Raw genomic sequence first — 12,844 nt, forward strand, 5'->3', positions numbered from 1 at the left:
TTACCCGATCTGGCCCAGTCTGGCCCCTCGGGGCCGATCGGTCGGGATCAGTTCGGCAGGGACTCGAGGTAGGCGATCACGTTGGCGCGATCCTCGATCTTGGGCAGACCGTTGAAGGTCATCTTGGTGCCCGGCGCCGAAGATCTCGGGCTGGCCAGGAAGGTGCTCAGATTTTCCGGGCTCCAGACATCGAAATGCTCTTCCAGGGCGCCGGAATAATTGAAGCCATCGACGCTGTCGACGGCACGGTTCACGACGCCGTCGAGGTGCGGTCCGGTCCCGTTGGAGCCGTCGACCTTGTGGCAGGCCTTGCACTTGTTGAAGACGCGTTCGCCGGCGCCGGCATCGGCCGTCGCGAAAACTTCCTCGAAGCTCGGACCCTCTTCGGCAGGGCCCGCATCACCGTCATCGGCGGTTTCGATCAGGTAGCCCTGAACGGCGGCTTCTTCGCCGCCATGACCTGAGGTTGCACTGGTTTCGTACAACAGGTCGGCAACCCAGTTGCCAAGAAGGAACACGAGCAGCGTACCGCAGAGGCCGCCCACAACCTTCGTGATCGTCATAGTATCAAACATGAAATGCCGCGCCCTCGATGGTTCCGATGCAGGTGTTTCGGCGCTCATCTATCCGCTTCCCCTTCCTCAACGCAAGGTGTAGTTACCGCGACCAATCGCCCGACCGGGAGATTTCAGTTGGAATTACATGGATTGACGCGCAATGACCCGCCGCATCGCCTTTCAGGGAGAGCTGGGGGCCTATTCCCACCAGGCCTGCATCGAATCTCGTCCCGACCATGAGCCCCTGCCCTGCCGGACCTTCGAGGACGCGATAGCCGCCGTGCGCGATGGCGAAGCGGCCCTGGCCATGCTTCCGGTGGAAAATTCGACCTTCGGACGGGTGGCGGACATGCACTACCTGCTGCCAGCCAGCGGTCTGCATATCATCGGAGAGGCCTTCGTGCGGGTCCATATCAACCTTATGGCACTGCCGGGCACCCAACTGTCCGACATCACCTCGGCAACCTCCCATTCCATGCTGCTGGGGCAATGCCGCGCCTTTCTCGGGGAACACGGTATCCATCGGATCACCGGCGCCGATACCGCCGGATCGGCGCAGCTGATCTCGCAACAGACCGACCGCAGCCGCGCCGCCCTGGCCAGCGAACTGGCCGCCGAAGTCTATGGCCTCGACGTTCTAGCCCGCCATATCGAGGACGAGGGCAACAACACCACCCGCTTCCTGATCATGTCGTCGGAGCCCGACATGACGCGCCGCGGCGAGACCGAGATGATGACCACGCTGATCTTCGAGGTCCGCAACATTCCGGCCGCGCTTTACAAGGCCATGGGCGGTTTCGCGACCAATGGCGTGAACATGACCAAGCTGGAAAGCTACATGGTTGGCGGCAGCTTTACCGCGACCCGGTTCTATGCCGATATCGATGGCCACCCCGAGGACGCGAATGTCGGTCGGGCGCTGGACGAGCTGGCGTATTTCTCGTCCCACGTTCAGGTGCTGGGCACCTATCCCGCGGATCCCAAACGAGCCTGAAGACGCGGGGCGGCGCTGCCCCCTTGCCCGCTCAGTGCGTCCGGTGCGCTCAGGCGCGGCGGATGCCGGGGCGCCCTTCGATGGTTGCGGCGAAATCGGACAGGCGCTTCTGCAACCGGGTTTGCACATTGGACCGCGCCAAGCGCAGGGATTGCAGCAACAGCCGCGCCGACAGGGTCTGCGGCTTGATCTCCGTCTCGACCCGCAGCCGTGTCCGGCTGGGCGACAAGGCGACCAGATCGACCTTGACCAGACCGTGCATGCCATCGGACCGCACCGTCAGCCGGATATGCTCGGGCGCATCATATTGCTCGATCTGAAGACGGATATCGCGGCGTTTGCCGCGCATGGTGAAATTCGCGTCCCATGCAACACCCTCGCCCGCCACCTCGAAGTCGCCGACGCGTTTGACCCCAGCTCCCCGACGGATGGCTGACCGTTCGAAGGTCCGAAAATCCGTCAGGCCCGCAAAAACCTTCTGGATCGGGGCCTCAATGTCTTCTTTCGCAACGACTTTCATGAAGTGACGCGGGGCTCGTTCTTTGGGGATTACCTAACGCAAGCATCGCGTCAATGCGGGCGGTCCGCAAGCCAATAGCGCAGAAGATGCGCTGCAATTGCCCCGTCGCGCGGCGGGTTGATGGTCGGATGATCGCCCGCAAAGACCGAGACCAGATCTTCGCGCGACAGCCAGAGCGCATCTGCGATCTCGACCGGGTCGATGGTGATGGTCTCGGACAGGGCCTCGCCGGTGCATCCGAACATCAGCGAATTGGGGAATGGCCAGGGCTGGCAACAGGCGTAATCGACGCGGCCGACGGCGATACCCGATTCCTCCAGGACCTCGCGCCGCACGGCGGCCTCGATCGTTTCGCCCGGCTCGACGAAGCCGGCCAGCAGGGAATACATGCCCTCGGGCCAATGCGGCGACCGCCCCAGCAGCACCTTGTCGCCCCGGGTGATCAGCATGATGACCACCGGGTCCGTGCGCGGGAAATGCCGCGCCGCGCAAGCCGGGCACTGGCGCTGCCAGCCCCCGTCCGCAATGGCCGAAGCCATACCGCAGGCGGCGCAGAACCGATGGCTCTGATGCCAGCAAAACAGGGCGCGCGCGGTCGTGACAAGCTCTGCGTCCTGCGGTGTCAGGCGGGTCATCACCTCACGCAGGCCCGCCAACCGGGCGGTGCCGAAGGCGGGATGCTGCGGGGCCGCCCCGTCTGCGCCGACCGCCTCGGGCGCCGGTTCCCAGCCTGAAATGTCGCGGCCAAAGATCGGGCCTGCATCGCCCAGACCAAGGAAAATCTCTCCCTCCCCGCTTTCGGCAAGCGCCGGATGGTCCATCGCCAACCGCGCCAGTCCATCGCCCTGCATCAGCACCAGCCCGCGCCACAACAGGATCGTGCGCGCGCCCGGCAAGGCGGCCTGCGCAGCGGCAGCGGGGCGCAGATGCGCTGCCCGCTCGAAGGACGACGCGCCGCCGAAGGTCACGTCAGAGGAAAATCCGCCCCCAAGGTCCCCGCCCCCAAGCCCCCGGTCGCAAAGCTCTTGGTCATGATGGGTCCCGCCTGTTATCTTTTGCCTGCGGCACAGACTGACCATTCTTCCCGCCGGGTGCAACGCCCCGCCGCCACCGCATCGAAATTGGACAAGGCCACCGCTGGTCCGGAAAATTTTCACCACCCGCCCACCGACTGACGTAACGCCACCCGATTTTTGTAGTCGCGCTGTCATCAAGAAGCAGGAAAATGCGGCCCAGCAAACAGATGGAGACTCCCATGTCGCAAAACTCGTCCTCGAAATTCTCTCGCCGCGGCTTCCTTGCCAGCTCCATCGCAGGTGCCTCCTTGCTCAGCCTTCACCCCTTCTCGGCCCGCGCCGCCGGCGCCCAAGCGCACCTGCGCATCCTGGAAACGACCGACCTGCACGTGCATGTCTTCCCCTACAACTACTACGCCGACAAACCCGACGACACGGTCGGCCTTGCCCGCACGGCGGCCCATATCGACGCGATCCGCGCCGAGGCCACGAACTCCATGTTGATCGACAACGGCGACTTCCTGCAGGGCAACCCGATGGGCGACTACATCGCCTACGAGCGCGGCATGAAGGAAGGCGACATGCACCCGGTGATCGCGGCGATGAACACGCTTGGCTACGACGGATCGACGCTTGGCAACCACGAATTCAACTACGGCCTCGACTTCCTGATGAAGTCACTGGCGGGCGCAAACTTCCCCGTCGTCTCGGCCAACGTGGTCAAGGAAATGGGCGGATCGCCCACCGGCGACACCACCCTGCTGAAACCCTACGTGATCCTCGAAAAGACGATCACCGACGGTGACGGCACAAGCCACCCGATCAAGGTCGGCCTGATCGGCTTCGTGCCGCCGCAGATCATGAACTGGGACCGCAAGCACCTCGAGGGCAAGGTCACCACCCGCGACATCGTGGAAACCGCCAGGGCCTGGGTGCCCCAGATGAAGGAAGAGGGCTGCGACATCATCATCGCCCTGTCGCACTCGGGCATCGGGTCGGCCAACCACGAGGACCTGATGGAAAACGCCTCGGTCCCGCTGGCCGAGGTCGAGGGCATCGACGCCCTGCTGACCGGGCACTCGCACCTGGTCTTCCCCTCGCCCACCTATGCCGACTACGCCGCCGTCGACGTGGCCGCGGGCACCATCCATGGCAAGCCCGCCGTGATGGGGGGCTTCTGGGGCTCGCACCTCGGCACCATCGACCTGCTGCTGGAACGCGACGGCAACGCATGGCGCGTCCTCGCGCATGAGGCAGGCACCCGGCCGATCTACCAGCGCGAAGAGGACCGCTCCATCACGCCGCTGGTCGAAAGCGCCGCGCCGGTGCTGGCAGCCGCACAGCAGGAACACGATGAAACGCTCGACTACGTGCGCCGCGCGGTAGGCGAAACCGATACGCCGCTGCACTCCTACTTTGCGCTGGTGGCCGATGATCCCTCGATCCAGATCGTGACCGATGCACAGAAATGGTACATCGAACAGATGATGGTGGGCACGGAGTACGAAGGCCTGCCGATCCTCTCGGCCGGGGCACCCTTCAAGGCCGGGGGCCGTGGTGGCGCGGAATACTATACCGAGGTCCCCGTCGGCCCGGTCGCGATCAAGAACGTCGCCGACCTCTACCTTTACCCCAACACCATCCGCGCGGTGAAAATCGACGGCGCGCAACTGCGCGGCTGGCTCGATCGTTCGGCCGGCATGTTCAACCAGGTAACGCCCGGCGCCACCGATGCCCCGCTGCTGAACCCCTCCTTCCCGTCCTACAATTACGACGTGATGGATGGCGTGACCTACCGTATCGACCTCTCCAAGCCTGCGCGTTACGACGCCGACGGGAACGAGGTCTCGACCGACAGCCGCATCACCGACCTGATGTTCGGCGATGCCCCGGTCACCGACGACATGACCTTCGTCGTCGCCACCAACAACTACCGCGCCTCGGGCGGCGGCAACTTCCCCGGCACCGGCGACACGGTGATCTTCGAAGGGCCCGACACCAACCGCGACATCATTGTGCGTTACATCGTCGACAAGGGCACGATCAGCCCCAAGGCGGACGGCAACTGGACTTTCGCCCCGCTCCCCGACACCAGCGTCCTGTTCGAAACCGGCCCCGGTGCAACGCAATATGCCGACAGCGTCCCCGGTGTCACCATCGAACCGGCAGGCGACGGCGAAGAGGGGTTCAAGCTCTTCCGCATCTCTCTCTGACCCCCCGACCCGGAACCGGGGCCCCGCCCATGGCGCCCCCGGTTTCCCTGTTCCAAATATCCCCGCCGGAGGCTTCGACCCCGGCGGGTTTTCCATGACCGCCCCATCTTGCGAATCCGCCCCGGCTCGCCTATATCCCCCGGTGAGAGGTTGGCGCGGGCGAGCGCCTCGCCAACCCGGTCAGATCCGGAAGGAAGCAGCCGTAACGAGCCCCGCTTGGGTCGTTGTCCAGCCTCTCACCCCGACACATGGCCCCGATGGGGCCTGAACCGGACGCAGGCCCAGACCGCCTGCACGGTTTCCAGGCCCGGTCTCGGGTGCAGCCGCCCCGCCAAAATCCCAGGAGGCGGGCACCAGAACGAGAGGACCACGAATGCCTGTGCAAGTGACCCTCCGGGCAGCACGCGGCTGACCGCGCTGCCTGTCCGCCCCACCGCACCCGTCGCCCCTTCGACGGGACAGGCGGTGTCTGGCTGTTCCGGACCTCTCTCGTGACCTCCTATACCCTTGCCGATCTTGGCTGGTCCGATCATTTCGCCGATCAGATCGCGGCGGATAACACCGACATTCCCGCCCGGATCACCGATATCCACCGCGCGCGCATCATCGCCCTCGGCGCGGGTGCCGAACACCTGTCGCTGCCGCTGTCCGGTCGCACCGGGCTGGCCATCGGCGACTGGATCCTGCATGATCACGACCGCATCACCCGCAGCCTCGACCCCACCGGCGTCATCCAGCGCGCGGCCCCGCATACGCTGCTGCCGCAGATCATCGCAGCCAATGTCGACACGCTCGGCATCGTCACCAGCTGCAATGCCGATTTCAACCCGGCCCGGATCGAACGCTACCTCGCCATGGCCATGGCGGCCGAGGCCCTGCCGCTGGTGATCCTGACCAAGCCCGACCTCGCCGACGACCCCGACAGCTACCGCCGCCAGACCGAGGCGATCTCTCCTCTGCTGGTCGCCATCACACTCAATGCCAAGGACCCCGAAGACGCCCTGCGCCTCGCGCCCTGGTGCGGTCCCGGCCGCACCCTGGCGCTGACCGGCTCCTCGGGCGTCGGCAAGACCACCCTGCGCAATGCCCTGACCGGAGAGGCCGACCGCACCGCCGGCATCCGTGAAGACGACGCAAAGGGCCGCCATACGACCACCGCCCGCGCCCTTCGCCCCACCATCACTGGCGGTTGGCTGATCGACACGCCCGGCATGCGCGAACTGGGCATGTCGGGCACCTCCGAAGGCATCGATGCGGTGTTTTCAGATATCGGGGACCTGCTTGGCACCTGCCGCTTTTCCGATTGCGCCCATGTCTCGGAACCCGGCTGCGCCATCCTGGGCGCGGTCGCCGCCGGACAGATCGACCCGGCGCGGCTGGACCGCTGGCGCAAGCTGCAGGCCGAAGAGGCCCATAGCCAGGCCAGCACCTCGGCCGCACGGGATCTCGCGAAGAAACGCGAAAAGATGTACAATTCAGGGCGCAAGCGCGGGCGACAGAAGCGCGGCCAGTCCGAAGACTGACCGACGTCTGCGCAGCTGTCAGAGCCGCGCGGCGTTGAATGTATCGCAATCCCCAAGCTCACCGCTGCGGTAACCCGTGGTGAACCAGTTGGCCCGCTGTTCCGAAGTGCCATGGGTGAAACTGTGCGGCTGCGGCACCCGACCTGCCTGTTCCTGCAGGCGATCATCGCCGATCATCCGAGCGGCATTCACGGCCTCCTGCACGTCGCCGGGCTCCAGCAAGCCATCCACGTAAGAGGCCCAGACGCCGGCAAAGCAATCTGCCTGCAATTCGATCCGCACCGACATCGCGTTGGCCTCGCTCTCGCTGGCCTCGCTGCGCACCCGGTTCGCCTTGCCGAGGATGCCAAGCTGATTTTGCACGTGATGCCCGACTTCGTGGCCGACCACATAGGCGGCGGCGAAATCGCCCTCTGCACCCAGTTCACGCTCCAGCGTCGCGAAGAAATCCGTGTCGAGGTACACCCTGTTGTCGAGCGGGCAGTAGAAAGGTCCGGTTGCCTGCGACGCCCCGCCGCAACCGCTGTTGGTCACCCCCGAGAACAGCACCATCACCGGAAGCTCGTAGTCGATACCGACCTGCCGGGGCAGGACCTCCGCCCAGACATCCTCGGTCGTGGCCAGAACCTGGGCGGCGAATTGCCCTGCGGTTTCTTCTTCTGCACTCAGTTCACGCGTAGTGCCGTCGCTTGAATAGCTCCCCTGGTCCCCGGTCAGCAACGGCGTCACGTCGACACCTGCAAACCAGCCTATGGCAAGGACCAGCAGCACGCCACCGATCCCGAGGCCACCGATCCCGCCGACGCTCCCGCGTCCCCTGCCGCCCTGCGCCCGTCGATCATCAATGTTCCGGCTTGCCCGCCGCCCTTTTAACCGCATCCGCTCTTCTCCGTTGTGTCGCACGAGGTCGCCGCACGATTTCGACCGGCCAGCGCCGGACCCTGCTTCACAAACTAACACCATTCCGCGACCGGGGTTCCACCTGCGAAGGAAGTCCGCGCCCGACAGGCTCGGGCGGGGTTCGGCGGTGGACGCCCCTCTTGCCCGCGTTTACTCTTGCGCGACCCCGCACCGAATCCGAGGCCCCCGCGCCCGCTCAACCAAAGGACTGCCCGCCGACATGACCGACAGCGACAGCCCCCGGAAAGACCCCTATCAGGTCCTGGCCCGGAAATACCGGCCCGAGACCTTTGCCGATCTTGTCGGCCAGGAGGCCATGGTGCGCACCCTGAAGAACGCCTTCGCTGCCGACCGCATCGCCCAGGCTTTCATCATGACCGGCATCCGGGGCACGGGTAAGACCACCACGGCGCGGATCATCGCCAAGGGCATGAACTGCGTCGGCCCGGATGGGAATGGCGGCCCGACGACCGACCCCTGCGGCAAATGCGACCCCTGCCGCAAGATCATGTCCGGCAGCTTCATGGACGTGCTGGAACTCGACGCGGCCTCCTCGACCGGGGTCGATAACATCCGCGAACTCAACCAGATGGCCAACACGCGGCCCGCGGAAGGCCGCTACAAGATCTTCATCATCGATGAGGTCCACATGCTGTCCACGGGCGCCTTCAACGCCCTGCTGAAGACGCTCGAGGAACCGCCCGCCCACACGAAATTCATTCTTGCCACGACCGAGATCCGCAAGGTCCCGGTGACGGTGCTGTCGCGCTGCCAGCGCTTCGACCTGCGCCGCATCGAACCCGAGGACATGATCGGCCTGCTGCGCCGCATCGCCAACAGCGAAACCGCCGAGATCACCGACGAGGCGCTGGCCCTGATCACCCGTGCCGCCGAAGGCTCGGCCCGCGACGCGACTTCGCTGCTCGATCAGGCGATCAGCCATGGCGCGGGGGAAACCAGCGCCGATCAGGTGCGCGCGATGCTGGGACTGGCCGACCGGGGCCGGGTGCTGGACCTTTACGAGATGATCATGCGCGGCGACGCCGCCGCCGCCCTGACCGAACTGTCCGCCCAATATGCCGGCGGGGCCGATCCGCTGGCGGTGCTGCGCGACCTGGCGGAGATCACCCATTGGGTTAGCGTGGTCAAGATCACGCCCGACGCTGCCGAGGACCCGACCATCGGCCCGGACGAACGCGCGCGCGGGGTCTCGCTGGCCGAACGCCTGCCCATGCGGGCCATGACACGGATGTGGCAGATGCTGCTGAAGGCGCTCGAGGAAGTCTCGGTCGCGCCCAATGCGATGATGGCCGCCGAGATGGCGGTGATCCGACTGACCCATGTCGCCGAACTGCCCAGCCCCGAAGACCTGCTGCGCAAGCTGAAGGATACCCCCCGCCCCCCCGACGGCCCGAACGGTGGCGGCGGTGGAAATGGCGGGTGGTGGCTCCGGACCCGTGCAGGGCACGGGCGCGCCTGCGGCGGGCGGGGGGCCTCGGCTTACGCTCGGCCGGTGCGGGCGGCCGGGGGCACCTTCGGCCCAGGCCCCGCGCATGCAATCGGGGGGCCGCTCAGGCGGTCAGGGCAGCGGCGCGGCGACCAGCCGGGCCCTGGCGCCCGAGACCGAACAGGCGCTGGCCCATTACCCGACCTTCGATCACGTGGTCGAACTGATCCGCGCCAACCGCGACGTCAAGCTGCTGGTCGAGGTCGAAGCCGGCGTGCGCCTGATCGCCTACCGCCCCGGCGTCATCGAATTCGCCCTGGCCGCCAATGCACCTGGCAATCTTGTCCAGCGTCTGCGCGACCGGTTGGAAATGTGGACCGGCAACAAGTGGGCAATCATCCTCGGCAATGCCGAAGGCGCTGAAACCATTGTCGAAAAGCGCGACGCCAAGGACCGTGCCCTGCGCGCCGAAGCTGAGGAACACCCCATGGTGCAGGCGCTGAAAGCCGCCTTTCCCAAGGCCGAGATCACCGGCATCCGCAGCCAGCAGGACATCAGCGCCGAAGCCCAGGCCGAGGCTCTGCCCGAGGTCGAGGACGAATGGGACCCCTTCGAGGACGACTGAGCCTTGCAGCTTGGCCCCCGCATGGCGATATGACAGTCAGAAGCGCATGACCGGCCCCCGACGCGCGACGCAGGGCGGCCCGCAGACAAGGAGATAAACGGATGTTCAAGGGTTTGGGCCAGATGGGCGACATGGCCAAGATGATGAAGACGGCCAAGGAAATGCAGGACAAGATGGGCCAGTTGCAGGACGACCTGCACGACATCACCGTCACCGGCGAAAGCGGCGCCGGCCTGGTCAAGGCCGTCGCAAGCGCCAAGGGCGACCTGAAAAGCCTGGATATCGACCCGTCGATCTTTTCCGCCGATGACAAGGAAGTCGTCGAGGACCTGATCCTGGCCGCCATCAAGGACGCTCAGGCCAAGGCCGCCGAACGCTCGCAAGAGGAAATGGGCAAGCTGACAGAGGGGCTTGGCCTGCCCGAAGGCTTCAAGATGCCGTTCTGACCCGGTGAGCAGCAACAAGGACATCGAGTCTCTGATCGAGATGATGGCGCGGCTGCCGGGGCTGGGGCCACGCTCGGCCCGGCGGGCCGTGCTGCAACTTGTCCGCAAGCGTGACCTGTTGCTGCTGCCGCTTGCCGACCTGATGCACCAGGTCGGCGTTTCGGTGCGCGAATGCGAAACCTGCGGCAACCTTGCCTCTTCCCCGCTTTGCGACATCTGCATCAGCCCGAAACGGGCCGGACCCGAGATCTGCGTGGTCGAGGACGTCGCCGATCTGTGGGCGATGGAGCGTGGCGGGTCCTTTCGCGGGCGCTACCACGTGCTGGGCGGCACCCTGAGCGCACTGGATTCCATCGGCCCGGAAGACCTGAAAATCCCCAAGCTGGTGCAACGGGTTGCCGATGAATCGGTGCGCGAGGTCATCCTGGCGCTGAACGCCACTGTCGATGGCCAGACCACCGCGCATTACATCGCCGACCAGCTTGAGGGCAAGGTGCGCATGACGTCGCTCGCGCAGGGCGTGCCCATCGGGGGCGAGCTTGATTACCTCGACGACGGGACGATCTCTGCCGCGCTGCGCGCCCGCAAGGACATCTGAAGTCCGCTGACACCCGCGGGCGGCGCCCTTTCCGACACCGCCCGCCCGCTTGTTTCGCCCGAAGATCCTGACCCGGATCAGCCGATCGTGGCGCCGTCGTCCCGCCAGACTGCAATCACCGACGACCGCGGCTTGCCAGCGCCATCGGGCCATTGGCCGCCGGGGTGCTGGATGCCGACGAAGGCCACCTTGCGATCCGGCGACCAGGTCAGGCCCGTCACCTCGGCGCCATTGGGGGCGGTGAGGAAACGCGCGATCTCTCCCGTTTCGGGATTGCCGACCAGCATCTGGTTGTTGCCCTGCCCGGCAAAATCACCTTCGTTGCTGTCATCGCCATCGGTCTGGATCCAGAGCATCCCATCGGTGGAAAAGATCATCCCGTCGGGCGAATTGAACATGTTGCCGGGGGTCACGTTTTCGGATCCGGCCATCGCGTCGTCAAAGACCTCCGGGTTGCCGGCCATCACGTAGAGATCCCAGTCGAAGGCATCGGCCCCATGGTCGCCGCCCTCGGGACGCCAGCGCACGATCTGGCCGAAGTCATTGGCCGGACGCGGGTTGGCGGCATTGACCGGCATGTCTTCGCCGCCCCGCCTGGAGTTGTTGGTCAGGGCGCAATAGGCCTCGGCCTTGTTTGGATGGGCGGCGATCCATTCCGGACGGTCCATCGAAGTCGCACCGACCTTGGAGCCCGCGATCCGCGCAAAGACCAGCATTTCCGCCATATCCATGCCGGTGGTCTCGGGCGTCAGGGCCAGCCATTCGCCGGTCATGTCGTCATTGAACCTGGCGACGTAAAGCGTGCCATCCGACAGCAGGCCGTCCGTCGCACCACCTTCGCTGTAGATGCCGTTCGAGACGTAGCGATACATGAATTCGCCGCGTTCATCATCGCCCATGTAGACGACGACCCGGCCATCGGCGGCCTGCACCATCGCGGCGTTCTCATGCTTGAAGCGACCAAGGGCGGAATGCTTGACCGGCATGCTTTCGGGATCGGCGGGGTCGATCTCGGTCACCCAGCCATGGCGGTTCGGCTCGAAGGGCTCCTTCGAGAGATCGAAGCGCGCGTCAAAGGTTTCATAGGCATAGCGCCCCTCGGCGGCGATGCCGTAGCGCGCAAAACCTTCGGTTTCGGTATAATCGCCGGTGGCGCCGAAGTAGCCGTTGAAGTTCTCTTCGCAGGTCAGATAGGTGCCCCAGAGTGTCAGGCCCGAACCGCAGTTGTTCATCGTGCCGACGGGCGACATGCCATCGGGATCGGCATTGGTGCGCACCAGCTCGCTGCCGGCCACGGGGCCGTCCATGGTCATTGGGGTCTCATGGGTGATGCGGCGGTTGTAGGGGCTGTCGACCACGACTTCGAACCCATTGCCGCTATCCGCGATCTCGACCACGGTGACACCCTGCAGGTTCTTCAGCAGCGTGACTTCTTCCGCGCTGGCCGGCACCCCTTCGGAGGCTTCGGGCAGGTTGATGCCGGGGTTCACGTATTCGGAGTTGATCGCCAGCAGGACATGGCCATCGACCTCGAAAAGCTCCATCCCGTCGGTGTTTTCACCAAAGACCTTGTCGGACATGGCGACCGGCACGCCGGTTTCCGGGGAATAGCTGTCGAGGGCTTCGGACCAGAGCGCATCGCCCCAGCGGACCAGCGGTTTCCACTGGTAGCCTTCGGGCAGGCCGATGTCGAAGCCGGTGCCGATGTCGATGGGGGTAAAGGCAAAGGCGCCGGTCTGGGCGCGCGCAGCGGCCGGGAACAGGCTGCTGCCGAAGACAGCGGCGCCCGACCCGATGGCCAGCGCCCCGCCAAGGAACCCGCGCCGCGAGATCGCGCGTTCGACCACCTTGTCGAAATCATTGGTTTCGGGACGCGGCGAGCGGAGCTCGTCGAATGCGTCCCACGACAGGTTGACTGTCTTCTTGATGTCCATGTCCGTGACCCCTGGCTATCTGCTGGATGCCGCCGCCATCCATGGCGGCCTGTGCCAGCCTGCCTCGCATG

Annotated in this window: 10 protein-coding genes, 1 other RNA gene and 1 pseudogene; 7 read left to right on the forward strand and 5 right to left on the reverse strand. The window is 65.5% G+C overall.

Annotated features, from left to right (window positions below; all coding sequences use genetic code 11):
- Nucleotides 1–47 precede the first annotated feature (47 nt).
- Nucleotides 48–575 (reverse strand): c-type cytochrome, encoded by a 528-nt coding sequence (locus PSAL_RS11880; protein ID WP_119838610.1) that lies wholly within the window; start codon nt 573–575, stop codon nt 48–50.
- Nucleotides 576–717: 142 nt separating this feature from the next.
- Between PSAL_RS11880 and PSAL_RS11885 the strand changes: the two genes are divergently transcribed.
- A complete protein-coding gene (locus PSAL_RS11885; protein ID WP_119838599.1) occupies nt 718–1,551 on the forward strand; it encodes a prephenate dehydratase in 834 nt (277 codons plus the stop codon).
- A 49-nt stretch (nt 1,552–1,600) separates the two neighbouring features.
- Here PSAL_RS11885 and PSAL_RS11890 read toward each other — a convergent pair whose 3' ends face one another.
- Nucleotides 1,601–2,071, reverse strand: a complete 471-nt coding sequence (locus tag PSAL_RS11890) for an SRPBCC family protein (RefSeq protein WP_119838600.1) — start codon at nt 2,069–2,071, stop codon at nt 1,601–1,603.
- Nucleotides 2,072–2,121: 50 nt separating this feature from the next.
- The gene (gene nudC / locus PSAL_RS11895; protein WP_231388503.1) at nt 2,122–3,039 is read right to left on the reverse strand and encodes an NAD(+) diphosphatase; all 918 of its coding nucleotides are present in this window, start codon (nt 3,037–3,039) and stop codon (nt 2,122–2,124) included.
- Nucleotides 3,040–3,326: 287 nt separating this feature from the next.
- Here nudC and PSAL_RS11900 point away from each other — a divergent pair, with 287 nt between their 5' ends.
- The 3 genes from PSAL_RS11900 (at nt 3,327) to rsgA (ending at nt 6,823) form a co-directional block, all read left to right on the forward strand.
- The gene (locus tag PSAL_RS11900; protein ID WP_119838602.1) at nt 3,327–5,300 is read left to right on the forward strand and encodes a bifunctional 2',3'-cyclic-nucleotide 2'-phosphodiesterase/3'-nucleotidase; all 1,974 of its coding nucleotides are present in this window, start codon (nt 3,327–3,329) and stop codon (nt 5,298–5,300) included.
- A 144-nt stretch (nt 5,301–5,444) separates the two neighbouring features.
- Nucleotides 5,445–5,541, forward strand: an RNA gene (gene ffs, locus PSAL_RS11905) — signal recognition particle sRNA small type.
- A 250-nt stretch (nt 5,542–5,791) separates the two neighbouring features.
- Nucleotides 5,792–6,823: a ribosome small subunit-dependent GTPase A gene (rsgA, locus tag PSAL_RS11910; protein WP_119838603.1), complete on the forward strand. Its 1,032-nt coding sequence runs from the start codon at nt 5,792–5,794 to the stop codon at nt 6,821–6,823.
- Nucleotides 6,824–6,841: 18 nt separating this feature from the next.
- Here rsgA and ypfJ read toward each other — a convergent pair whose 3' ends face one another.
- Nucleotides 6,842–7,702 carry a KPN_02809 family neutral zinc metallopeptidase gene (gene ypfJ, locus PSAL_RS11915; protein ID WP_119838604.1) on the reverse strand — a complete coding sequence of 287 codons (861 nt, stop codon included), beginning with the start codon at nt 7,700–7,702 and terminating at the stop codon, nt 6,842–6,844.
- Nucleotides 7,703–7,943: 241 nt separating this feature from the next.
- Between ypfJ and PSAL_RS11920 the strand changes: the two are divergent.
- From PSAL_RS11920 to recR, 3 genes and pseudogenes are all read left to right on the forward strand, one after another.
- A pseudogene (locus PSAL_RS11920) lies at nt 7,944–9,795 on the forward strand (DNA polymerase III subunit gamma/tau).
- Nucleotides 9,796–9,896: 101 nt separating this feature from the next.
- Nucleotides 9,897–10,241, forward strand: a complete 345-nt coding sequence (locus tag PSAL_RS11925) for a YbaB/EbfC family nucleoid-associated protein (RefSeq protein WP_119838456.1) — start codon at nt 9,897–9,899, stop codon at nt 10,239–10,241.
- 4 nt (nt 10,242–10,245) lie between these two features.
- Nucleotides 10,246–10,839 carry a recombination mediator RecR gene (gene recR / locus PSAL_RS11930; RefSeq protein WP_119838457.1) on the forward strand — a complete coding sequence of 198 codons (594 nt, stop codon included), beginning with the start codon at nt 10,246–10,248 and terminating at the stop codon, nt 10,837–10,839.
- A 77-nt stretch (nt 10,840–10,916) separates the two neighbouring features.
- Here recR and PSAL_RS11935 read toward each other — a convergent pair whose 3' ends face one another.
- Nucleotides 10,917–12,773, reverse strand: a complete 1,857-nt coding sequence (locus tag PSAL_RS11935; protein WP_119838458.1) for a PhoX family protein — start codon at nt 12,771–12,773, stop codon at nt 10,917–10,919.
- Between the last annotated feature and the right edge of the window lie 71 nt (nt 12,774–12,844).

Origin of the sequence: Pseudooceanicola algae, from assembly GCF_003590145.2 — a bacterium.
In the GTDB taxonomy this organism is placed as follows: domain Bacteria; phylum Pseudomonadota; class Alphaproteobacteria; order Rhodobacterales; family Rhodobacteraceae; genus Pseudooceanicola; species Pseudooceanicola algae.